Here is a 22616-nt window from a genome sequence, read left to right as displayed (position 1 = left end):
CCCCCTGCGGTGGGCGGCGGTGAAACACAGGAGATTCTTCGGCGCGGTCCTGACCGGAACAAGGAATCAACCCGGCGGACTCCATGCCAAAAGAAGCAACGCGCCACGCTGCCCGCTAGGCGGCTTCGTCGGTCATCCGATCGAGTGTGGCGACGATCGCCTCCGGATCGGTGAGCCAGCCCCTCGACACCGACTGTCCGGGTGCGAACGAACCGAAGCCGTCGCGGGCGAAGAGCGGATCACCGGTCAGCGCGGCGGCCTCGCGGATCATCAGCCAGTGCTGGATGCGCTCGGGATTCGACTCCGCGGCGCGGACGAACGCCTCGTACTCCCGCTCGGCCCGGCGCCGCGACGCCGGCCGGTTCATCCGGGTCAGATAGTCGAACTGGTAGATCGACATCACGCCCATCACGATCTGCCAGCGGAACAGGAGCTCGATCGGCCGGCCGTGCTTGCGGGTGAAGTGGATGTAGTTCCGCAGCCACTCCCGGCCCTCGTTGTGCAGGTCCCGCCGATGCGAGCTCTTCACCACGAACTCGGTCAGGCCCCGCGCCTTGCAGCCGGCCTTGTGCAGGCGGTACCCGAAGTCGATGTCCTCCTCGCCCCATCCCACGAAGCCCTCGTCGAACCCTGCCACCCGCCGGGCGGCCGTCGCCGTCACACCGGCGTGGTTCGACACGAAGCAGTTCCAGGACGTCATCCACTCCCCCGAATCGACCGCCGCGACGGCCCGGCGATGCGCCGCGAGTGTGCTGGGCGACAGGTCCTCGCCGCTGACCTCGTTCGACAGCATGGTCGCTCCGAGGACCATCACCTCACGATCCTCACTCGCGACGACCGCGTGGTGCGCGGAGACGAAGGCCGGCGAGGTCAGGCAGTCGTCGTCCAGGAACACCACGTACTCCGCGGCGGCCGCGGCGAGCCCGACGTTGCGGGCTCCCGCGCGCCCCCTGTTCACACCGTCGGCCTCGACCCGCAGGGCGGACCAGGCGGCCGGTTCGTAGCGGCGCATCGTCTGCAGAACCTCGGCCGTTGCGTCACTGGAGCCGTCGTCCACGACGACGACCTCGTAGTCAGGACAGTTCTCCTGCGCCGCCAGGGCTCGCAGTGTCGGCTCCAGCAAGGCCGCCTTGTTGTACGTGGGAATGACTACGCTGATCGACGGGGTCACGAATGAGTACCTTCCGCGAGTAGACGGCGCCGTCCCGCGTCGCGAGCTCACACCCTCCGCAGGCCGGCGCCGAGGGTTGTCCGGCCGACGGTCGCACTCGGTCGTTCGACGAGCTCGTCCGCCAACCGGCTGAACACGCCACCGAAGCCGGCTGCCCAGGACGGCATCACCTTCGGCGCGCAATGGAACATGCCGACCAGCTGGCCGGGGTACTCGGCGAACAGCACCCGCAGCCCGAACCGCTCCTCGGTCCGCTCCAGGCTGACCGGGACATGGTCCAGCCGGAGACCGGAGAACTCGACCGGCTCGTCCAGACAGACGATGTGGCTGAAGACCACGTCGTCGATCCGCCGGGCGCCGTCCGGTCCGCCGAGCCGCGCCGCCGCGGGCGGCAGCAGGTGCAGGGGCAGGCCGTTCGCGGCCGCGAAGTCGATCTCGGCCTGGGCAGCGGCGATCAGGTCCGTCATCGGCTGGTCCGCACGCACCGAGGCCCGCAGCAGCACCAGGTGCTCGAAGAATCCGACCGTGTCCGCCACCTCCGGCCGGTCACGCCCGTCGAACACCGAGGCGACTGCCGGCTCGCGCACCCCGGTCCGTGCCCAGATCAGCGCGAAGAACATCGCCAGAGTGACCGCGAACAAGCCGGCGGACACGTCCGCCGCGAGACGCTGCAGACCGGAAACCTGCCGCTCCCCGAGGACACAGTCCGGCTCCGGTCCAGTTTCAGCTGCCGCCTCGGACACCTGCCGAAGGGCCGGTACCTGAACGTGCTGCAGGCGCTCGGTCCAGGCGTGCCGCAACTCGGCCAGTCGCGCACCCGACATGCGGTCGCGCTGCCATTCGGCCCAGGCGGCGTACTGCCATCCGGACGGCGGCAGCGCCGCGCCGCTGTAGAGCATGGCCAGCTCGTCCGCGATGACGGTCGCCGATCGACGGTCCATCGCGAGATGGTGGATGTTCAGGCAGAGGATGTGATCGGTCGGCGACAGCCGCCACAACCGGATCCGCAGCGGACCTTCGCCGATGTCGATCCTGGATCCGGTCTCCGCCTCCAGCGCCGCGAGCACCTCCTGCTCACCAGCACCGGAGCACACGGTCTCGGGAGCCAGTCCTGCGGACGCCGGCGGCTTGATGACCTGCAGCAACTGGTTGTCCCGCATCAGGAACGCCGTGCGCAACGACTCGTGCCGTTCGATCAGCGCGTCGACCGCGGCCGACAGCGCGCCGATGTCGAGCGGGCCGCGCAGGCGCCACGTCATCGGTTCGTTGAGCGCTCCCGCGGAGCCCCGGTAGCGGTCCATCAACCACAGCAGCCGCTGCCCGATCGACGCCGCGAACTCCCGGGTCTCTGCCACAGCTCACGATCGTAGGTGCCACGCTCGGGCCGGCCGAGGACGTGAGTTGTACGGCGACAGCTCACGTTGCCGTGTACGCCGCTGCCTGGATCGCGTAGAGCTCCGCATACCGTCCCGGATCGCGCATCAACGCGGAATGGGAGCCACACTGCACGACCCGCCCCCGGTCGAGGACGACGATCCGGTCGGCGCCGGTCACCGTCGAGAAGCGGTGCGACACGATCACCACGATGGCTCCGGCCCGTCCGGCCAGCGCGCGGGCCCGCGCGATGTAGGCCTCGAACACCGCGTGCTCGCTGGGGGCGTCCAGCGACGCGGTCGGCTCGTCCAGGACGAACAGCAGTGGGGCTGGCCGCATCGACGCCCGCGCGAGTGCGGTCTTCTGCCATTGGCCTTCGGAGAGGTCGACACCTCCGAGTTCCCGCCCGAGCTGGGTCTCGATCCCGCTCGGCAACCGGTCCACGAGGCCCGTCGCGTCGGCATGCCGGACGGCATCGTCGATCCGGCCGGGAACGGCGATGTTCGGCAGGTCGCCGAGGCCGATCGTCTCGGCGAACCTGGTCCGGAAGCGACCGAAGTCCTGGAATGCGGCACTCGTCCGGGATCGCCAGGCGGCCGTGTCGACGTCGGCCAGGTCCAGGGCGTCCAGCCGGACCGCACCCGACGTCGGCTGATAGAGCTTGAGCAGCAGCTTCACCAGTGTCGACTTCCCGGACCCGCGCTCACCGACGACCGCGATCACCGATCCGGCAGGCAGCCGCAGGGACACATCCTGCAGGGCCGGACGCTCGGTCCCGGGGTACGTGAAGCCGACGTGCTCGATCGAGATGCCGTCCAGCAGCGCCTCGGGCGGGCGCTGCCGGCCGCGGGCGTTGGATCGCTCGGCCTCGGTGTAGTCCCGCAGCCACAAGAACGGTTCGATCAACCGGCCGGCCCCGGCCGCCTCCGCGGTCCGGTACACCGTGTTCTGCAGGGCCTGTCGCATGTTGGCGACGACCGTGATGGCGAGAACGATGTCGCCGACCGTTCCCGAACCCTGGAGCGCGCCGGTCGCCACCAGTCCCAGACCGGCGCTGAATCCGAGAGTGAAGATCAGCCAGCCCGTCAGCTTCCACACCGCCAGCCGGCAGCGCGCGCGGAACTGCGTCGACTCGACGTCGGCCCACGCCGCTGCCTGCCGGCGAGCGCACTCGGGGCCGGCCCCGGCGGTCCGGATCTCCTTGCTCGTCGCGGCGTCCGCGGCCAGGTCGAACAGATGCCGCTGCAGCCGGAACGACTCGGCGGTTTCGGTCTCGGCCGCGATCACCGCGCGCTGGCCGCGCTGCTCGAACCACAACGGCACGTAGGCGAATCCGAGCAACAGCAGCAGCCACGGGTTCACGACGCCGAGCAGCACCAGCAACACCGCGAGCCGCGCCATGTTGAAGATCGAGTCGACGGCGACCCAGACACCGAACGCCAGGTCCCAGGCTCGCCCGCGGACCACCGTGATCCGGTCGAGGAACTCCGTCTGCTCCAGATGGTCGAGGGTCTCCAGGCCGGCGATGTCGCGGTCGATCCCGGGCTGCAGCTCGAGGAGGCCGAGCCGCTCCACGAGCCCGAAGTGCAGCACGATGTCGACCTGGTCCACATACGCCATCAGCCCGCAGACGAGCGCGGCGACGAACGCTGCCCGGATCGCCGACCGGGCGTCCGCGGCCACCGCGGCGTCGACGACCTCGCGCAGCGCGAGTGCCGAGGCAGCGACCAGTCCGACCGAGACCACCTTCACCGCCAGCAACCACAGCGTCTGCGCCGGGAACCGGCGTACCGACAGCCGCAACAGCTCCGCCCAGAGTTCGACGTAGCGCCTCATATCAGCTCGCCCTCTTCGATCCGGTCGTCGTGTCCCTGCCGGAACCGCTCGGCCTGGAGCGAGAACATCCGTGCGTACGACCCGCCGAGTCGCATCAGTTCGGCGTGGGTGCCGCTCTCGCTGATCCGGCCGTCCTCCAGGAGGACGATCCGGTGCGCGCGGCGTACCGTCGACAAGCGGTGCGAGATCAGTACGACGCTGGTGTCGTGCAGGGCGCTCGTCAGCTGCTGGAACACCTCGGTCTCGGTGCCGACGTCGAGGTGAGCCGTCGGCTCGTCCAGTACGACGATCTTCGCGCCCATCCGGACCGCGTACAGCGCCCTGGCGAGCGCGACCTGCTGCCACTGACCACCGGACAGGTCGACGCCGCCGCTCCGGGACCGGGACAGCGGCGTCTGCCAGCCGTCCGGGAGGTCGGCGACGACGGCGTCGAGGCCGGCCTCGCGAGCGACAGCGTCGAGTACGCCGGGGTCCACCGCCGCTCCGGGCCGACCGAGCGTGACGTTGTCCGCCGCGGGCAGTTGGTAGCGGACGAAGTCCTGGAAGACCACCGAGATCCGCCGACGCCACTCGGGCCCGAGATCCGCGAGCTCGGTGCCGTCGGCACAGATCGAACCGGCGGTCGGGCGGTAGAGACCGGCGAGCAGCTTGATCAGCGTCGACTTGCCGGCGCCGTTCATCCCCACGACCGCCAGCAGCTCTCCTGGCCGGATCTCGAGGTCGAGCCCGTCGAGGACCTGCCGCGCGGTGCGCGGATACGCGAAGGAGACACGATCGAACCGTACGAGCGGCGGGCTGCCGGTCTCGATCGCAGCCGGCGGCGCCGACTTCCGGGACTCGAGGCTGTCCCGGCTCAGCAGATCGCTGAGTTGGTCCAGCGCCGCGAGACACGCGGTGGCTCCGATGAGCTCGCGCGCGTCGTCGTTGCCGAGGATCTGGAAGAGGGACCAACCGGCCGCCAGTACGGCGGTCGTCACCGCGACCGACGTGGTTCCGCTCGCAGCGGAGCTCGCCACCATCGTGTAGACCACGCCCAACGGCACCACGACGACCAAGGTCTGTGGCAGCAGCCGCGCGACGAATCCGTTGCCCAGGCCCCACACCGGCTCGAAGGTGCCGCGGACATGGTGCAGCATCCGATCGACCGCCCAGTCGCCGAAGCCGAACACCCTGGCGTCCTTGCCTTCACTGGGCGAGGTGATCGCTGCTTCCCACGCGTCGCCGTGCAGCGCTTGGCCGAGGCCGCGCTGGGCCTGCCGGTACCACCGCAGCGCGTGCCGGTGCAGGAAGAAGCGAAACGTGAACGCCGACAGCACGAGCAGCGGGACGGGCCACCAGGCGTAGCGCGTCAGGACCACGCACGAGCCGGCCAGGCCGATCCCGGAGGCCAGCAGCCGCAGTTGCGCGAGCGCTCCGTCGGCCGGCGTACGTTGCGTCCAGTTGTCCGGATCCGCCTTCGCTTCGCGAATCAGGGTCTGCGCTCGAGGTCCTTCGAGCGCGCCGATCGTCGGCGCCGCCGTGATCAGCTCGGACAGCGACCGCCGGTGTGCGCCGTCGATGCGCATACGGGCGAGGTGGTACAGCGGCTCTCGCGCCGCCTCGGCGGCGTTGCCCAGCACCAGAACGACCGCGAACAGGGTCAGCGGAGCGTAGAGGATCGCCAGGTCCGCGGTCCCGTCTCCCTGCTGCACCCGGGAGACCAGCCAGGCCACCGCCGTCGCGGTCAGCGCGGGCACCAGGCTGCCGACCACGGATACCAGTACGACCGCCAGCAGCAGGGCGACGCCCGTCGCTCGGAACGACTTCAGCAACGCGATGCGTTCAGCGACCAGGCGCGCCACGATGCCGTTCATCTCCAGCTCCCGCAGGTTGGTTGCCGTCCGGATCGACGCTATACGGTGGCACGACGGTCCGAAAGCCGAGCAAATACAGGGTGTTCCGAGCTTCACGAGACGATGGGAGCCACCATGCCGACAGTTTCGGCGCGCCGGTTCGTCCTGGTGACCGGCGGTTCGCTGGGTGACGTGCTGCCCTACATCGGCCTCGCGAGTCACTTGCGGTCGTTGGGTCAGGACGTGCTGCTGGTGGCCGGGGCGCAGGTCGCGCTGCTGGCCCGCGGAGAGCGGATCCCCTTCCAGGCCCTGGAATCGGCGCCGGGCGACGGCGCCGACAGCGGGTTCGACGAGAGCGGCGGCTGGCGGGCCTTCCTCCGGCTGACCGACACCTGGGTGCTCGGGTCGCTCGGCAACACCATCGCGCAGCTGGACGAGACGATCCGCTCCGACGACGTCGTCGTGGCGCATCCGATCCAGATCGCGGCCGCGCTGGTGGCACAAAATCGCGGTGTCCCCTGGTTCACCGTGAGCCCGGCGGCATGGCTGTTCCCGAACGCGGAGCGAATGCCGCTGTACCAGCCGTTCAAGACCCTCGGGCCGGTTCTCAACCGGTTGGCCTGGAAGGACTTCGGGCGCCGGCTCGACGCGCGCTTCCTCGGTCGCATCCGGAGTGCCTGCGAAGCGGCGGGCATCGCGGGACCGACCGGCTCGTTTCTCGACCTGTGCTGCTCGCCGGGGCGAGCGCTCGTCCTCACTTCTCCGCTGCTCCTCGACTCCCGCCGGCTACCGGCCCACGTCACGGTGACCGGGTTCGCGCACTGGGACGTGACGCGGCTCTGGCGCAACCGGTCCGGATTCGAGCGGTACCTCGACGAGGGCGACGACGTGCTGGCATTCCGGGCACCGCCGCATCAGTCGACCCCAGGTTTTCAGGAGGCAGCGGCGGCGGTCTGCCGGTCCCTGGGGGTGCGCGGCGTCTACATCGACTTCCGTGCCGAGCGATCCGGTGTCGACGGTCCACTGTTCGTCGACCGCTACATCCCCCTGTCGGTGCTGGCTCCGCGATCACTGGCCGGCGTCCACTACGGCGGCCTCGGCACCAGCACGGTCTTCGCGGCGAACGGACGTCCGGCCGTGATCATGCCGTCGACCGTCGACCAGTTCGAGAATGCCGACGTACTGGCGGCGCTGGGCGCCGGCGTCAGGCTCGACTGGCGCCGCTGGACGCCGGCCCGTCTGCTCAGCTGCGTGGAACGCGCAGTTGAACAACGCGATGCCGGCAGGTCCCTCGGTGCACAGCTCACCCGGGAGCGTGGGTTCGACGTCGCGACGTCGGTGCTCCGCGCCGAGGGCCGGCCGGACGACCGAGCGAGACCGGAAGGCTCTCCAGCCCACGCAGGGTGAAGGTCGGCGCCCACACCGGCTGACCTGCGAGGCTGAGCTCCGGGAAGCGCCGCAGGACAGCCACGAGGATGTACTCGGCCTCGGAGCGCGCGAGTCCCGCTCCGAGGCAGTAGTGATGCCCGCCTCCGAACGAGAGCACCCGCCGCGCGGGCCGGCGGCTGAGCACCAGCCGATCCGGCTCGGCGAACGCCTCCGGGTCGCGGTGTGCGGCCGCGACCATCGCCATGATCCCGGTGCCGGCCGGAAGGCTGTGGCCGCGGAGCTCGATCGGGCGGTGTGTCACCCGGGCGATCGACTGGATGGGGCTGTCGTACCGGAGCAGCTCGTCGACCGCTGCCGGGACCTCGGTCGCCGGCGCGCGGCGCAGCGCGGTCAGCTGATCCGGATTCCGCAGCAGGGCGAGCAGGCTGTTGGCGATCAGGTTCACCGTGTTGTGGTAGCCGTTGACCAGTAGGAACACGGCGTTCGCCACGAGCTCGCCGAGGTCGAGAGGCGCGCCGGCGACGTCGGCCCGCACCAGTCGGCTGACGATGTCCTCGCCCGGCGTACGGCGGCGTCGTACCACCAGGCGGCCCATGTAGCTCGCGAACTCGCGCTCGGCATCTTGGGCGGCGTCGCGCTGCGCGTCGGTGACGCTGGAGCCCGGATCCCCGTTGCGGACCAGTGCTCGGCTCCATCGCACCACGCCCGCGTGGTCCTCCTCAGGGATCCCGAACGACCCGCAGATGGCTGCGAGCGGCACCGGGAGCGCCAGCTGAGTCACCGCGTCGACCGTCTGGCCGGAGCGTTCGGCGGCCTTCGCCAGCATGTCCGACACCAGGTGAGCGACGGTCGGCCGCAGCACCATCGGTGCGTCCCTCCCGAACGCCTGGCCCAGTGCGCCGCGGACTCTGCCGTGCATCGGCGGATCCAGCATGCTCACCGGGCGCGGGGCGTCGTTGCCCGCGATCCCCTGGATGCCGGACACCGCGCCGTAGCCGTCGAGCCCGCCGTGCGGCGGCGCGGTGCCGGCCCTCCGATCGCTCAGGATCCCCGCCACGTCGTCGTACCTGGTCAGCACGACGGTGCCGTCGGCGAGGCGCAGGACCGGCTCGCGGCGCCGCAGCTCCGCCAGGTACGGGTACGGGTCGGCCCGGTACGCCGCGGTCGCGGTCGCCGCGCCGAAAGCGTCGAGCTGTCCGCGCGCCGTCATCAGCGGGCCTGGAGCTCCTCGACGACGAGATCGGAGATGTCGCCGAGGGTCTTGATCTGCTGGGCCCGTTCCTGCTCGATCGGATCGAGGTCGAACCGGTCCTCGAGCGCGAAGGCGAGCTCGAGCAACGCCAGCGAGTGGAACGCCAGGTCCTCGACCAGCCGCGAGTCGTCGGTCGCCGTGACGTCGTCGGCCGGCGCGAGCTCGAGCGCGATCGCCCGGACCTCGGCGCGGATCTCGTCGACCGGCCGGCCGGACACCATGGTCGGATTCGCTTCAGTCATCGCTGTCTCCTGTCGATAGTTGCCTCGGGCGACGAGCGGCCGGATCACCGGCCGGCTGCCGCGCCCCGAACATCTGCCACAGCCGCGCCCGTTGCGGCTTGCCACTGGTCGTGCGCGGGATGCGGCCGCGCGGCGCGTCCACGGTGACCACCTCGGCGCCTTCGGCGGACCGCCGGAGAACCCGGTCAGCGGCCCACAGCCACTCCGGACGGGCCCGCTCGATGACGGCGACCGCCGTACTGCGACCCTCGCGCACCCCGAGCGCGGTGGCGAAGCGCTGCGGTGGCACTCCCTCCGCGGCGATCGCGGCCTCGAGGTCCTCGGCGAAGACCGTCCGCGCGCGGACCTTCAGGCTGTCGCCGAGGCGGCCGATGACGAACAGCTCGCCGTCCAGCAGGAAGCCCGCGTCGCCCGTGCGCACCTTTCCTTCGGCGAATGCTGTCAGTGAGCCGGTCGCAGGGTCGGGGTCGCAGAGATAGCCGTTGCCGACCGACGTTCCGGACACGGCGATCTCTCCCACCGTTCCCGCGGCAAGCGTCCGCCCGTCGGAGTCCTCGACGTCGACCACCACACCTGCCATCGGTGTGCCGCAGCCGATCAGCGTCAGGCCGGAGGTCTCAGCGGTCCCGACCCGCAGGCCGGTGCTCAGACTCGACGGCACGAACGTCAGCGCCCGGAGCCGCCGGCCTCGTCGCAATCCGGTGACGGCGAGCGTTGCCTCGGCGAGTCCGTACGCCGGCAGCAGAGCGCTCGCGTCCAGTCCGTGCGGCCCGAGCAGCTCGGTGAAGCGCCGTACGGCGTCGGGATCGATGCGCTCGGCACCGATGATCACCGATCGCACCTGGGTGAAGTCGAGACCGGCCAGGTCGCCGGGCCGTACCCGTGCCGCGACATGCGCGAGTCCGAAGCTCGGCATCGCCGTATGGCGCGCCGCCTGATCGCCGCCGCGATCGAAACACCGCAGGAAGCGCAGCGGATCGCGAACGAATTGCCGCGGAGACATCAGCCAGACGTCGGAGCCGTCCACCACCGGGGTGATCAGGCAACCGGTCAGGCCCATGTCGTGGTACGTCGGGAGCCAGGACGCGGTGGCCTGCGAGCCGTCCATCCCCAGCCAGTCCCTGATCGCCGCGACGTTCGCGGCGAGAGCGGCGGAGCTGATGCCGATCGCGCGACTGCGTCCGCTCGATCCCGACGTGAACTGCACCAGCGCGGGACCGGGCACGCCGTCCACCGGAGCCGCGGGCGACGAGTCGGTGAACGTGCCGAGATCCTCGACGGCCGCGACACCGGCTCGGCGCGCAAGATCGCGGATGACACGCTCGTACGGCGTCTCGACCAGGACGATCGCCGGCTCGGCCGCACGGAACGACGCCTCGACCTGCTGGGCGTACAGCTCGCGGTCGCCGAACGCCGTCGGCGGCGGCAACGGAGAGACGGTCGCGCCGCAGTACATCGCGCCGAACAGAGCTGCGACGAAACCCGGCCCGCCGTCGGCGACGACCGCGACCACATTGCCGGGCACGATCCCCGACCGCACCAGCGCCGCGGACACCCCGCGAACCCCGGCGGCGAGCCGCTGGTAGCTCCAGAACTCCCAAGCATCCTGCGCGCCGGCGAAATGGACGCCCCGGCCGCGACTCGGGTCGTCGAGCCAGGACAGCAGGCGACGGCGGGCGGTGTCAGCGCGACTCAACCTGCACCCCAGCGTCGGCGCGTTCCGGCTCGGGCCAGAGCCGCCACAGCCGCTCCGGCACCAGACAACTCAGCATGGGCAGGGTTCCGAGCTGCGATCCGTACGCGAGGATGGCCTGTGCCTTCCGGCCGGTGGCGGTGTCGGGCCGGAGTTCGTTGCCCTGCGCGCATTCCTTGGCGCCCGAGCTCTTCGCGGTGGCCCGGACCTGATCAACGGCCAGAGTCGGGAACTGGACGCGGTACGGCAGCTCTTCGTAGGCGAGCGAGACGATCCCGGCGAACTCACGCGCAACTCGGCTCCAGACGCGGGCCACTTGCACGTGGTCCGGATGGAGCAGTCCGACCGGCCCGAGGACCACGTCCGGGCGACAGCTCTCGATCGTCTCCCGCAACCGGGCGGCGATCGCGTCGTCGCTGCTGCGAACGCGGTACTGGCGGTCGAGGAACTCCAGATGCAACGGCGTGGCGCCGAGCAGGCCGAGCGCGAGCGCGTCCTCCTGCCGGCGCCGCGTCATCATCTCCGCCCCGTTCGCCGCACCCGTCGCGGCGTCGTAATGTCCGCGCGCTTCCGGGCCCGGCACGCCGGCGAACACCGTCACGACCGTGGCGCCGGGATGCTGGCCGAGGTACTCGCCGGTGGACAGCACGGCGTCGTCCAGATGCGGCGAGACGACCAGAACGGAGCTCATGCCAGTCCACCCGACAGGTCCGCGGCCGGCGCGTACGCCGATCGGCTCGCGCCGAGGTAGCGCTGCCGCAGAGTCTGCTCGGCCTCGTCGTACTGCGTCCGGAACAGACCGCGTCGCTGAAGCTCCGGCACCAGCAGGTCGCAGATGTCGTCGACACCCGACGTCGGCGGGCAGGGATACAGGTTGAACCCGTCCACCCCCGCGATGTCGAGGTACTCCTCCATCCGGTCCGCCACCTGTTCCGGCGTACCGAACAGGCTGAGGCGGTCGTGCGCGTGCGGCCGCCGCGGCGTCGCGATGAAGTCCCGGACGTCGCCCACGGTCCAGTCGCGGTCCGGCGACGCGCCGGCCAGGAACCCGGTCACGGAGCGGCCGTCCTCCGGCATGATGTCGGTGATCGGCGTCCGGTCGTCGTACGCAGCGAGGTCGACGCCGACCCATCCGCACCACTTCGCCAACAGGCCACCAGGGCTGGTCAGCTCCGTGAACTCGGCCGCCCGCGCCTCCGCTTCGGCCTTCGTGCGACCGAGCAGGACCGGGAACCCCTGCAGCACCTTGATGGCCCGCGGGTCACGGCCGAACTGCTCGGCGCGCCGGCGGAGTTCGCGCACCTTCTCGGCGCCGCGGCGGGCGCTGCTGAGGGTGACGAAAACGACCTCCGCGTGCCGCGCCGCGAACGTGGTCCCACGATCCGACGAGCCGGCCTGATACAGCACCGGCGTCCGCTGCGGCGACGGCTCGCACTGATGGACGGCGTCCACGGTGAACCACTGGCCTTTGTGCTGCACCGGCCGCACCAGGTCCGGATCCGTGAAGACGTCGGCGGCCACGTCGTGCCGCAGCGCACCGTCGGCCCAGCTGTCCTCCCAGAGTGCACGCACCACCTCGAGGTACTCGTCGGCACGGTCGTAGCGCTCGTCGTGCGGGATGTACTCGCCGAGCCCGGTCGCCTTCGCCAGCCGCAGGTCCGACGTGACGATGTTCCAGCCAACCCGGCCGCCGGTCAGGTGGTCCAACGACGAGAACACCCGGGCGCACTGGTACGGCGCGTGGTACGACACCGAGTACGTGACCGCGAAACCGAGGTGCTCGGTGACAGCTGCCATTGCCGGGAGCAACAACGTGGGGTCGATCGCGGGCACCTGGTGGGCATGGCGGACCGAGGCCGCCGCCGACCCGCCGTACACGTCGTACACACCGTGGATGTCCGCCAGGAACAGTGCGTCGATACACGCCGCCTCGAGCCGCTGTGCGAGTGACGTCCAGTAGGACAGCGACCGGTAACCCGTCCGGGTCGCGTCGTCCGGGTGCCGCCACAGACCCTCGAACAGCGGCGACGGCACTCCCTGGCTCAGGACATTCAGATGCATGTGAACGGCCTCCTCAGGCTGCGCGTACCGACAGGGGCACGCTCTCGAAGGCGCGGATGTTGCCCGCACTCGTGAACCGTCGAACCGGATCGCCCGCCGGTTCGATGACGGCGAACCGGCTGAGCAGACGCTGGAAGACCACGCGACCCTCCTCACGCGCCAGTGGCGCGCCCAGGCAGAAGTGGCTGCCGCTGCCGAACGCGAGCTGTGGATTCGGGGAGCGGCCGATGTCCAGCCGATCCGGCTCGGAGTACACCCGCTCGTCGTGGTTGGCAGAGCCGAGCAGGAGCACCAGCACCCTGCCCGCCCGGATGACCTGACCGCCGACCTCGATCGGCTCCAGCACCATCCGGCCGGCGCCCTGCACCGGCGCGTCGTAGCGCAGGAACTCCTCGACCGCCGACGGCGCCAGCCCGGGCTCCGCACGGAGCCTGGCGAGCTGGTCACGGTGCTCCAGCAACGCGGCGCATCCGGTACTGATCATGTTCCGCGTCGTCTCGAAGCCCGCGAAGAACAGGAAGACCGCGTTGTCGACGATCTCGTCGCGGGTCAGCCCGGTGCCGTCGTCGCCGGCGGCCGCGACCATCCGGCTGAGCAGGTCGTCGCCGGCGGCCCGCCGGCGGTCGTCGAGCATCGCACCGACGTACTCCCGCAGCCACACGACCGAGTCGTGCACCGCGGGCCGATCCGCCTCCGCGACGTGGGTGTTCCAGCCGCGCGCCAGATCCGCCGCACGCGGCCGCACCAGATTGCGGTCGCTCGCCGGGACCCCCATCAGCTCGCAGATCACCGTGATCGGCAGCGGGTACGCGAGGTCCTTCGCCACGTCGAGCGTTCCGGTGTCCGCGGCCGGATCGAGGAGCTCGTCGACGAGCTCGCCCAGCCGGGCGGACAGCCCGCGGACCAGCGCCGGGGTGAAGGCCTTGCTCATCAGCCCCCGGAGCTTGGCGTGTTCGGGCGGGTCGCGAACGATGCTGATGGCACCGAAGAACTCGGTCGCGGGTCCGTCGCCCACCGCGAATCGCCGGTATTCGGGCGGATACCCGTGCCCGAGCCGCCGGTCGCGCAGCAACGCCGACACCTCGGCATGCCGCGTGACGCCCCACTGCCCGGGACCGAAGCGGCACAGCGGGCCGGCGTTCCGCAGTTCCCGGTAGGCGGGATACGGATCGACCAGGACATCGGGAGCGTCGTGATCGAACCGGGGAGGCAGCGGGTCGATCGTCACAGAATCCTCCGGGGCGCGACTGGGCACAGGTCATCAGCGTCTGCGGCCGTCGACGGGAGTGCAACCCAGGCAATACCGTGACGACGGTCCGCAGACCGGTGCGAAGGAGTGTCGATGGACGAGGCGGAGTACGACGCGTTGAGCCGGCTACCGGGCGCCTTGGAGCGGCACGGCTTCGCGTCGTTCCTGGCTGCTTTTCCACCGCATGCGACCCGGCGCGATCGCTGGGCGCGCGAGGCGGACCGGCTCGACGGATCGTTGCGTAGCCTCGTGGATCTCCTGCTGCTGCAGCGTTGTGTCAGCCGAAGCGCGCTTCCGAGTGAGGTGGTTGCCGCGCTCCCAGTCCTGGTTGCGGCGGACGTCGCGCAGCTCGACGGCACGCATGTATCGCTGCCACGCCTGTCGCTCTTTCGCCCGCATGGCGTGTGGTTGCTCGCAGAGCCTCCGGGGCCGACGCAGGTGGACACCTACTTCGGCCCCGACTCGTTGGCGCTGGCGATGCATGCGTCGTACGGCACGGGTCGTTCCTGCCTCGACCTCTGCGCCGGTCCCGGCTTCCAAGGCCTGACCGCGGCCGCGTCCTGCGCAACGGTCACGCTGGTGGAGCTCATGCCGCGCGCGGCCGCGATCGCCGTACTGAATGCCGCTCTGAACGGCGCGATCGCGAAGGTGGACGTCCGTGTCGGAGACCTGTACGACGCCGTGAACGGCGAGCGGTACGACCATGTCGTGGCGAACGTGCCGTTCATGCCGGTTCCGCCGGGTCACTCGTTCCCGGTCGCGGGCGCGGGCGGGCCGGACGGATTCGCCATCGCGCGTAGGGTGCTCGGCGGTCTTCCGGAGCACCTGGAGCCCGGTGGCAGCGCGTTCCTGGCGACGATGCTGCTCCGCGACGAGGACGGCGACCTGTTGCTGCGCGACGAGCTCGCCGCCTGGGCCGCGCAGGCAGGCTACGACGTCACCGTGCTGGCCACCTCGGCGATTCCGGCGACGCCGGCCTCACCGCTGGTCCGTGGGACCGCGGAGGCGATGGCTTCGGGACGCGCGGACCTGATCGAGCAGTTCACCGGCGAGATCACGGACCACTACGCGACGCTGGGGGCTCGGACCGCTACCTGGGCCTTCCTCCGCGTCGGCGAAGGCGACCGCGGACTGAGCATCGTCGACCTGGGCAGCACCGGCCGGCTCGCACCGTGGGTCTCGATGGTCTGACGGTCACGCCAGCCGGGCCCGCAGCGCCGCCTTGTGGACCTTCCCGATCGATGTGTAGGGCAACGACTCGACGGAGACCACCGCGTCCGGGAGCTTGTACGTCGCCAGGCCGCGATCGCCGAGGAAGCTCCGCAGATCCGACAGGCTGGGCGCATCGCCGGTCGCCGCGACGACGAACACGCACGTCCGCTCCCCCAGGACCGGGTCGGGCTGCGCGACGACGGCTGCCTCGTGCACCCGCGGGTGGGCGGCCAGGTGTTCCTCGACCTCGGCCGCGGAGATCTTCTCGCCGCCGCGGTTGACCACGTCCTTGATCCGCCCCTCGACGACCAGGTTTCCGTCGGGCCGCAGGGTCACCAGGTCACCGGTACGGAAGAAGCCGTCGGCCGTGAAGGTCTTCGCGTTGTGCTCCTCCGCGCGGTAGTACCCGTTGATCGTGTACGGGCCGCGCGTCAGCAACTCGCCGACCTCACCGTGCGGCACGGGCTGGTCGTGCTCGTCGACAACACGGATCTCGTCGTCGTCCGAGAGCGGATGCCCTTCGGTGCGGTGCCGTTGCTCGGCCGGAGCCTCCGGCCGGGTGAACGAGAGCAGACCTTCGGCCATCCCGAACCACCGGGTCAAACGGCAGCCCAGCACACGCTCGGCTTCCGCCGCGAGCTCGGGCTCCAACCGCGCTCCACCGACCTCGATCGTCAGCCTCGACAGGTCGGCGCCGAAGGCGGGCGCGGTCTTCATCCACAGCGGCAGGAAGGCCGGCATCAAGGTCGTCAGCGTGACCTGCTCCCGCGCGATCAACGGGAACACCTCGTCCGGGCTCGGACTCGCCGCCAGAACGGCGGTGCCGCCGGCCCGGATCGCTCCGAGCACTCCAGGACAGCCGAGCGCGGCGTTGTGTGCCGCGGGCAGTGCGGCCAGATAGACGCCGCTGTCGTCGAAATGCATCGCAGCGGCTGTCGCACGCAACTGGTACGCGTAGTCGTTGTGCGTCCGCGGGATCAGCTTCGGCAACTGCGTCGTACCTCCGGACAGCAGCAGCAGCGCGACGTCGTCCGGGTCGGGTGGCGGCACCTGCGCCGGTTCGGCGCGCGTCTCGTCGAGGGCGACGAACTCCCCCGGGTCACCGGCCACCAGCACGCGCTCCAAGGCCGGCGCCGTCGGCCGGATCTCGCGAGCGAGCTCGCGATGGTCGAATCCGGCCACCACGTCAGGCACCACGAGCAGCTTCGCCTCGGTGTGGGCACAGAGGTAGGCCAGCTCGACCCGCCGGTGCGCGGGCAGCGCGAGCACGGGCAGCACGCCGAGCCGGAACAGCGCCAGGCAGAGCGCAACGAAATCCGGCGTGTTCGGCAGCTGCACCACAGCTCGGTCCCCGGCGCGCAGACCGAGCGCACGAAGCCCACCGGCCAGCTCGTCCGCCCACCGGTCCAGCTGTCCATAACTGACCTGGCGCTGCAGCGTTGCCAGCGCAGTGCGTCCGGCAGCCTCGCGAGCCGGCTCCCGGCCCAGGTCGGCCAGCGTCTCACCGCTCCAGTACCCACCCCGGCGGTACGCCGCGGCCCGGTCGGCCGGCCACGGTGCGGCGCCGGTCAGCACGATCGTCTCGCTCGCTGCATCAGGGCCCCGCCTTCGTCGTCGGAAGCTAGTTGCCTTGCGCAAACATCCAGCGATGTCCCTCGACGTCCTCGACCCGATAGGTCCGGCCGTAGGGATTGTCGGACGGCTCCCCGAGAATGGTCGCGCCCGCCTCCTGCGCCTGGCGGTAGTGCGCGTCGACGTCGTCCACTCGCACATACACGCCGTCGATGACGTACGGGACGCTCAGCCAGGACCGGGCCGCCTCGCAGTGCTCGCCGTGGTGCCGCGGGCTCTCGTAGTCGGGGGTCGGCGTCGCCAGCATGATCATGCCGTCGCCGGCGGCCATCTCGCCGTGCATCACCGCGCCGTTGTCGTCGAGCATCCGGGTCAGTTCCCGGAAGCCGAACGCCTTCGCCAGCCAGTCCATCGCGGCCGCAGCGTCCTCGTACGCCAGCATCGGGATCACGGCCGGCCGGGTTCCCTGGTCACTTGACATGCCGCGGCTACCTCCACGTCGTCGGTCGGATCGCTCGTCCCGAACACCCTAGGGTCGCACCGGCACAGCCGCAATCAAGCGCGCAGCGCGCGATCAACGTCGCGCCTACGCCGGCGTCCGAAGGTTTCGTAGGCTCTCGCCCCGTCAGCGTCTCGCCGAACGGTCGTACCGGGCATGGAGGGTCGATGGACGCAGGATCGTCAACCGCCGGAGCCGCGGCCCCCGGCACCCGTGCCCGCGCGATGCAGGTCCGGCTCTGGCTCGCGTGCCTCGCGACCCAGGAACTGTTGTCCAGCTACCTGGGCCTGCAGCTCGGCCTGTACGACGCCCTGCACGCCGCGCCCGGGACGTACGACGACCTCGCCGCACGGGCCGGCATCGCGCCCAGGTACGCCCGCGAATGGCTCGAACAGCAGGCGGTCGCGGGAATCCTGGAGGTCGACGACGTGACGCGCCCGCCGGCCGAGCGGGTCTTCAGCCTGCCGGCCGAGCATGCCCGGGTGCTGACCGCCTCGGACGATCCGTTGTCCTTGGCATCGATGGCGGTGCTGCCGCTCGGCGGCATCGCGAACGCGCTACCGGCTCTGCTCGACGCGTTCCGGACCGGCGGCGGGGTTCCCGACGCGCGGTTCGGCGCGGACTGGCGACGCGGTCACTCGGGTGCCAACCGCGCGCTGTTCACCCATCAACTGGCCGGATGGATCCGGCGGGCCTTGCCCGCTGTGCACGCCGCGCTCCGCGCTCCCGGCGCGCGGATCGCGGACGTCGGCTGCGGCGCGGGCTGGGCGAGCATCGCGCTCGCCAAGGCGTATCCCCGGGCTTTGGTCCACGGCTTCGACCTGGACGCCGACTCGGTGGCGGACGCCCGGCAGAACGCCTGCGAGGCCGGGGTCTCCGACCGGGTCGAGTTCACCGTGCACGACGCTACGCAGCCGCTACCAGGCGGGCCGTTCGACCTGGTCTGCCTGCTGGACATGCTCCACGAGATGCCCCGGCCGGTGGAGGTCCTGTGTGCCTGCCGGGCGAGCCGGGCCGCCGGCGGCGCCGCGATCGTGCTGGACGCCAAGGTCGGCCTCGAGTTCTCCGCGCCGGCCGACGAGGTCGAGCGCTTCCAGTACGCGACCAGCGTCCTGCACTGTCTGCCCGCCGCGATGGCCAGTACGCCGACGACCGGCACCGGAACCGTGCTGCGGCCCGAACAGGTTCGCGCGTTCGCACGGGACGCCGGCTTCGGCGATGCGCGGATCCTGCCCGTGCAGGAGCGCTTCCACCGGATGTATCACCTCGTCGACAGCACAGATCGGACCTGACATGCCCGCAACCGACGGCCGCTACACGCTCGGCGTGAACATCGGCTTCCACGACGCGTCCGCCGCTGTTCTTCGTGACGGTGCGCTCGTCACGCTCGTCGAGCAGGAGAAGGTCGGCAGACGCAAGCACGCGCTGGGCCAGACCCCCGCCGACGCGGTCACCGAATGCCTCCGGTCCGCGGGTATCTCGGCCGACTCCCTGGCCGGTGTGGCGATCGGCTGGGACATCAGCCGGACCAAGCTCGCCGAGCACCGCCGGTTCGGTCCGGCCGGCCTGCGCAGACTCTTGTTCCCCGACGCGCCGCCGGCCGAGATGCCGCCCGTCAGCTGGATACCGCATCACCTGGCCCATGCGGCCAGCGCGTACTACTCCTGCGGCGAGGACGACGTCGCCATCGTGGTCATCGACGGCGCCGGCGAGACCCAGTGCACCTCGATCGCGCACGGGCGGGACGGCCGCATCGAGATCCTCCGGGAACTGCCGATCCACCAGTCGCTCGGCTTCTTCTACGCCTCCGCCTCGAAGTGGGCGGGACTCGGCGAGTGGGGTGCGGGCAAGCTGATGGGACTCTCGGCGTACGGCCGGCCCAGCCACGACGTCCCGCTGCGGCCGGCACCGGACGGCTACGCACTGCTGGTGCCGGGCGTCGATCACACGCCGGATCCCAACGTGTTCGCGCTCAGCTTCACGCCGGAGTACGAGAACGCCGTACGGTCCGCGTTCAGCTGCCACTACCCGTACGCCGAACGGACCGGCGAGGAGGCGATGTCCTACGCGGACTTCGCGGCGAGCGTCCAGCTGGCCGTCGAGGAGTCGGTGCTCTCCCTGGCCGCCGAGGCCCGTCGGCTGACCGGCGCCCGGACGCTGGTCCTCGCCGGCGGCGTCGGGATGAACTGCACGATGATCGGGCGGCTGTCCCGCAGCGGCCTCTACGACCGGGTGTACGTACCGCCGGTGCCGACGGACGTCGGTGTGTCGCTCGGCGCGGCACTCGTCGAGGCAGCCGGCCAGAACTCCTTCCAGCCGGTGCGCATGGACCACGCCTACTGGTCGACGGAGCTCGACGACGTGGCCGCCGCGGTCTCGAAGGCCGGGCTGGTGTCCCGGTCGCTGCCCGGGACCGACCTGGCCGCGACCGTCGCGGAAGCCCTGGCCGCGGGCCGTGTGGTCGCTTGGGCACGCGGCCGCGGTGAGGTCGGTCAGCGGGCGCTCGGGACGCGCAGCCTGCTCGCCGATCCCCGGGACCGCCGCATCTGGGAGCGGCTGAACATCGTCAAAGGCCGCGAGATGTGGCGGCCGATCGCTCCGAGTGTGCTCGCCGAACATGTCGGCGACCTGTTCGTGGACACGGTCGGCGACGGCGCCGACTTCATGCTCGAAGCCGGCACCGTCCGCCCCGACGTACGGGCGCGGATGCCGGCCACCACCCACGTGGACGGGTCCGCCCGGCCGCAGCGCGTCTCCCGCACGACGAACCCGGTCTACTGGGAGCTCATCGACCAGTTCCGGCGCCGGACCGGTCTGCCTGCCGTGGCGAACACCTCGCTGAACCTGGCCGGCGAACCGATCGTGCACTCGAGCCAGGACGCCGTCTCGACCTTCGTCCGCGCCCCGGGCATCGACCTGCTCGTCCTGGACGATCTCGTCGTGACGCGCAGCGAGACGGACCTCGAGCGCACGGTGGAGCTCAGCTCAGCAGCGCACTGATCGGCGTGTACGGCGCGCTGGCGGCCGCCGACGTGATGCGGACGTAGTCCGCGAGGAACCCTCGGACCCAGTCCGGATCACACCGCTCCGGGCGGTGGAACAGCATCGCCCGGAGACCGTCGGCACACGGCAGCACCGAGAGTTCGAGGTCGAAGCGGCCGCCGACGTGCGGGACGAGCCCTTCGAGCTGGACGGCGTCGTGCCGGCTGGCCTGCTGGATCGGCTCCGGCATCATCTGGAAGACGACGCTGTCGGTCCTGGCCGCGCGGGCGGCGCCGGTGCCGGGCACAAGCTGGTACGGCAACTCCTGGAACCGCAGCGCGTCCCGCACCGTGCTCCGGGTCTTGCGAACGATGTCCGCCAGGCTGGGCTCGACGGGCAGCCGGACGCGCAGCATCGCCATGGTGGCGAGCAGTCCGACCGTGAACCGCGTCTCGGGCCGCGAACGGTTGGCCAGCATCGTGGCCACCGCCAGGTCATGCCCGCCACACCGGCGATGCAGCGCGGCGAAGTACGTCGCGAGCACCACCGCGAACAGGGTGGTGCGTTGCGCGTTGGCCACTGCCTCCAGCGCGTCGACCACCTCACCCGGAACGACGGCCTCGACCATCTCCGACCGGCCGGACGCCGTGCGTGGACCACCGTGCACCGGCAGGTCCGGAGTACGGAGGCCGGACAATTGCCGCTGCCAGTAGGCCCGATGCCGGTCGAGCGCAGAGCCGGTGAGCAGCTCGTCCTGCCAGTCGGTGAAGTCGCGGTACTGCCAGTCGACCCGCGGCAGATCGGGCGGGGCGTCCTCCAGCAGAGCACCGAGCTCGCGGAAGAGGACCCCGCACGACCACGAGTCGGCGACCAGATGATGGAGGTTGAGGCAGAGCAGGTGATCGGCCGCGCCGAAGTGCCAGACGGTCGCGCGCAGCGGACCCTTCTGCGGGTCGATCGGCGTCCGAAGCTCTGCATCCAGGAGCTGTTCGACGAGCTCGTCACTCCAGCCCGCGGAGCACCACTCGTGCCGGACGACCACGCGGGCCGGAGCATGAACGACCTGACGCAGCCTCGAGCCGCGCCCGTCGAACGTCGTCCGGAGCGATTCGTGCCGCGCCACGAGGCGGTCGAGCGCGGCTTCCAGACGTCCTTCGCCGGCCTCACCGCGGATCCGGCAGACCAGTGGGCAGTTGATGCTGCTCTCGCTCTGGTAGTGGTCGAGGAACCACAGCAACCGTTGCCCCGTCGAGGCGGGCGCGACCCCGGTCACGACGGCGTACCGGTCACCGCGTCGATCGCGGCCAGCGTGGCGGCGTCGAGTGTGACGCCGGACGCGCTCACGGATTCCTCCAGCTGCTCCGGCCGGCTGGCGCCGACGATCGTGGCACTGACGACCGGATCACGCAGCGCCCAGGCCAGAGCCAGCTGGGTCATCGACAATCCGGCGGCAGCTGCCACCTCCCGCAACTGGTCGGCCTTCTTGATGTTCTCGGCACCTGCGTAGCTACCCATCGATCCCCGCGTCGCGCGGCCCGCCGCACGCGATCCCTCCGGCGGCGCTTCTCCTGCGCGGTACTTCCCGGTGAGGACGCCCTGCGCCAGCGGCGAGTAGACGATGTTCCCGATCCCGAACCGCTCGCAGGCGCCGAAGACGGTTTCCTCCGGCGCGCGGTGCAGGATCGAGTACTCCGGCTGGCTGGACGCGAATCTCGTCACGCCGGGAAGCTCGAAGGCGGCCGTGATCTGCTCCGGCGTCCACTCGCTGAAGCCGGCGTACCGGATCTTGCCTGCGGCAACCAATTCCGTCAGCGCCGTCATCGTCTCCTCGAGCGGCGTGCGGGTGTCGTAGCGATGACACTGATAGAGATCGATGTGGTCGACACCGAAGCGGCGCAGCGACTCGTCGCACTGCTTGCGGACCTGCGCGGCCGACAGTCCCAGCTCGCCGCGTCCCATCGGGAAGTACACCTTGGTCGCCAGCAGATAGCTGTCCCGCGGGAAGTCGCCCAGAACCTCACCCAGCAAGGACTCCGCGGCGCCTCTGCCGTACACGTTCGCACAGTCGAACAACGAGATCCCCAGCTCGTACGCCCGCCGGACACAGTCGGCCGCGGTCTCCCGATCGACCCGGTCGCCGTACGTCAGCCACGACCCGAGAGCGATCTCCGACGTGACAAGGTCGCTCTCGCCCACCTTCCGCTGTTCCATCCCGGTGCCCTTCTGCTCACGTTGGCCGCCCGCCGCAATGC

At 70.8% G+C, this 22616-nt stretch carries 18 protein-coding genes; 4 read left to right on the top strand and 14 right to left on the bottom strand.

Annotated features, from left to right (window positions below; genetic code table 11):
• Positions 1–115: 115 nt before the first annotated feature.
• From AB0I12_RS04725 to AB0I12_RS04710, 4 genes are all read right to left on the bottom strand, one after another.
• Positions 116–1171, bottom strand: a complete 1056-nt coding sequence (locus AB0I12_RS04725) for a glycosyltransferase family 2 protein (protein ID WP_359924557.1) — start codon at positions 1169–1171, stop codon at positions 116–118.
• Positions 1172–1218: 47 nt separating this feature from the next.
• Complete coding sequence (locus tag AB0I12_RS04720; RefSeq protein WP_359924554.1) at positions 1219–2526, bottom strand: condensation domain-containing protein; 1308 nt, start codon at positions 2524–2526, stop codon at positions 1219–1221.
• Positions 2527–2587: 61 nt separating this feature from the next.
• A complete protein-coding gene (locus AB0I12_RS04715) occupies positions 2588–4381 on the bottom strand; it encodes an ABC transporter ATP-binding protein (RefSeq protein ID WP_359924551.1) in 1794 nt (597 codons plus the stop codon).
• Positions 4378–6234: an ATP-binding cassette domain-containing protein gene (locus tag AB0I12_RS04710; RefSeq protein WP_359924549.1), complete on the bottom strand. Its 1857-nt coding sequence runs from the start codon at positions 6232–6234 to the stop codon at positions 4378–4380. The genes AB0I12_RS04715 and AB0I12_RS04710 overlap by 4 nt, the downstream gene beginning before the upstream one ends.
• A 114-nt stretch (positions 6235–6348) precedes the next feature.
• Between AB0I12_RS04710 and AB0I12_RS04705 the strand changes: the two genes are divergently transcribed.
• Positions 6349–7620, top strand: coding sequence for a nucleotide disphospho-sugar-binding domain-containing protein (locus AB0I12_RS04705; protein ID WP_359924546.1), 1272 nt, complete (start codon positions 6349–6351; stop codon positions 7618–7620).
• Here the strand turns inward: AB0I12_RS04705 and AB0I12_RS04700 are convergent.
• From AB0I12_RS04700 to AB0I12_RS04675, 6 genes are read right to left on the bottom strand one after another with little or no spacing between them, the layout of a single operon-like run.
• Positions 7517–8812, bottom strand: coding sequence for a cytochrome P450 (locus AB0I12_RS04700; protein ID WP_359924543.1), 1296 nt, complete (start codon positions 8810–8812; stop codon positions 7517–7519). The genes AB0I12_RS04705 and AB0I12_RS04700 overlap by 104 nt on opposite strands.
• Positions 8812–9096, bottom strand: coding sequence for a phosphopantetheine-binding protein (locus AB0I12_RS04695; protein ID WP_359924540.1), 285 nt, complete (start codon positions 9094–9096; stop codon positions 8812–8814). Before AB0I12_RS04695 ends, AB0I12_RS04700 begins: the two co-directional genes overlap by 1 nt.
• Complete coding sequence (locus AB0I12_RS04690; RefSeq protein ID WP_359924538.1) at positions 9089–10792, bottom strand: AMP-binding protein; 1704 nt, start codon at positions 10790–10792, stop codon at positions 9089–9091. The genes AB0I12_RS04695 and AB0I12_RS04690 overlap by 8 nt, the downstream gene beginning before the upstream one ends.
• On the bottom strand, positions 10779–11480 hold the full coding sequence (locus AB0I12_RS04685; RefSeq protein ID WP_359924535.1) for a PIG-L family deacetylase: 702 nt from the start codon (positions 11478–11480) through the stop codon (positions 10779–10781). Before AB0I12_RS04685 ends, AB0I12_RS04690 begins: the two co-directional genes overlap by 14 nt.
• Positions 11477–12850 carry an NtaA/DmoA family FMN-dependent monooxygenase gene (locus AB0I12_RS04680; RefSeq protein WP_359924532.1) on the bottom strand — a complete coding sequence of 458 codons (1374 nt, stop codon included), beginning with the start codon at positions 12848–12850 and terminating at the stop codon, positions 11477–11479. The genes AB0I12_RS04685 and AB0I12_RS04680 overlap by 4 nt, the downstream gene beginning before the upstream one ends.
• A 13-nt stretch (positions 12851–12863) precedes the next feature.
• Entirely contained in the window at positions 12864–14078 is a 1215-nt protein-coding gene (locus AB0I12_RS04675; RefSeq protein ID WP_359924529.1) for a cytochrome P450, read from the bottom strand.
• 114 nt (positions 14079–14192) lie between these two features.
• Between AB0I12_RS04675 and AB0I12_RS04670 the strand changes: the two genes are divergently transcribed.
• On the top strand, positions 14193–15290 hold the full coding sequence (locus AB0I12_RS04670) for a methyltransferase (RefSeq protein ID WP_359924526.1): 1098 nt from the start codon (positions 14193–14195) through the stop codon (positions 15288–15290).
• A gap of 3 nt (positions 15291–15293) precedes the next feature.
• Here the strand turns inward: AB0I12_RS04670 and AB0I12_RS04665 are convergent, their stop codons facing one another.
• Positions 15294–16886: an AMP-binding protein gene (locus AB0I12_RS04665; RefSeq protein WP_359924524.1), complete on the bottom strand. Its 1593-nt coding sequence runs from the start codon at positions 16884–16886 to the stop codon at positions 15294–15296.
• 46 nt (positions 16887–16932) lie between these two features.
• On the bottom strand, positions 16933–17364 hold the full coding sequence (locus AB0I12_RS04660; protein ID WP_359924522.1) for a VOC family protein: 432 nt from the start codon (positions 17362–17364) through the stop codon (positions 16933–16935).
• 185 nt (positions 17365–17549) lie between these two features.
• On the opposite strand from AB0I12_RS04660, the gene AB0I12_RS04655 reads away from it, so the two are divergent.
• Together AB0I12_RS04655 and AB0I12_RS04650 are read left to right on the top strand one after the other, a co-directional pair.
• A complete protein-coding gene (locus AB0I12_RS04655) occupies positions 17550–18674 on the top strand; it encodes a class I SAM-dependent methyltransferase (RefSeq protein ID WP_359924519.1) in 1125 nt (374 codons plus the stop codon).
• A gap of 1 nt (position 18675) precedes the next feature.
• A complete protein-coding gene (locus tag AB0I12_RS04650) occupies positions 18676–20382 on the top strand; it encodes a carbamoyltransferase C-terminal domain-containing protein (protein WP_359924516.1) in 1707 nt (568 codons plus the stop codon).
• Here AB0I12_RS04650 and AB0I12_RS04645 read toward each other — a convergent pair.
• Entirely contained in the window at positions 20363–21637 is a 1275-nt protein-coding gene (locus AB0I12_RS04645; RefSeq protein ID WP_359924514.1) for a condensation domain-containing protein, read from the bottom strand. The two genes, AB0I12_RS04650 and AB0I12_RS04645, sit on opposite strands and share 20 nt — an antisense overlap.
• Positions 21634–22575 (bottom strand): aldo/keto reductase, encoded by a 942-nt coding sequence (locus AB0I12_RS04640; RefSeq protein WP_359924512.1) that lies wholly within the window; start codon positions 22573–22575, stop codon positions 21634–21636. The genes AB0I12_RS04645 and AB0I12_RS04640 overlap by 4 nt, the downstream gene beginning before the upstream one ends.
• Positions 22576–22616: the final 41 nt, after the last annotated feature.

The organism is Kribbella sp. NPDC050459 (assembly GCF_040655315.1).
In the GTDB taxonomy this organism is placed as follows: Bacteria; Actinomycetota; Actinomycetes; order Propionibacteriales; family Kribbellaceae; genus Kribbella.
This window is presented reverse-complemented; position numbering and strand designations above follow the sequence as displayed.

Bases quoted from the DNA above. Each gene is read 5' to 3' on its own strand.
- AB0I12_RS04705 (WP_359924546.1), top strand. From the start codon at position 6,349: ATGCCGACAGTTTCGGCGCGCCGGTTCGTCCTGGTGACCGGCGGTTCG.
- AB0I12_RS04695 (WP_359924540.1), bottom strand. From the start codon at position 9,096: ATGACTGAAGCGAATCCGACCATGGTGTCCGGCCGGCCGGTCGACGAG.
- AB0I12_RS04655 (WP_359924519.1), top strand. From the start codon at position 17,550: ATGGACGCAGGATCGTCAACCGCCGGAGCCGCGGCCCCCGGCACCCGT.
- AB0I12_RS04685 (WP_359924535.1), bottom strand. From the start codon at position 11,480: ATGAGCTCCGTTCTGGTCGTCTCGCCGCATCTGGACGACGCCGTGCTG.
- AB0I12_RS04680 (WP_359924532.1), bottom strand. From the start codon at position 12,850: ATGCATCTGAATGTCCTGAGCCAGGGAGTGCCGTCGCCGCTGTTCGAG.
- AB0I12_RS04715 (WP_359924551.1), bottom strand. From the start codon at position 4,381: ATGAGGCGCTACGTCGAACTCTGGGCGGAGCTGTTGCGGCTGTCGGTA.
- AB0I12_RS04660 (WP_359924522.1), bottom strand. From the start codon at position 17,364: ATGTCAAGTGACCAGGGAACCCGGCCGGCCGTGATCCCGATGCTGGCG.
- AB0I12_RS04670 (WP_359924526.1), top strand. From the start codon at position 14,193: ATGGACGAGGCGGAGTACGACGCGTTGAGCCGGCTACCGGGCGCCTTG.
- AB0I12_RS04700 (WP_359924543.1), bottom strand. From the start codon at position 8,812: ATGACGGCGCGCGGACAGCTCGACGCTTTCGGCGCGGCGACCGCGACC.
- AB0I12_RS04710 (WP_359924549.1), bottom strand. From the start codon at position 6,234: ATGAACGGCATCGTGGCGCGCCTGGTCGCTGAACGCATCGCGTTGCTG.
- AB0I12_RS04650 (WP_359924516.1), top strand. From the start codon at position 18,676: ATGCCCGCAACCGACGGCCGCTACACGCTCGGCGTGAACATCGGCTTC.
- AB0I12_RS04640 (WP_359924512.1), bottom strand. From the start codon at position 22,575: ATGGAACAGCGGAAGGTGGGCGAGAGCGACCTTGTCACGTCGGAGATC.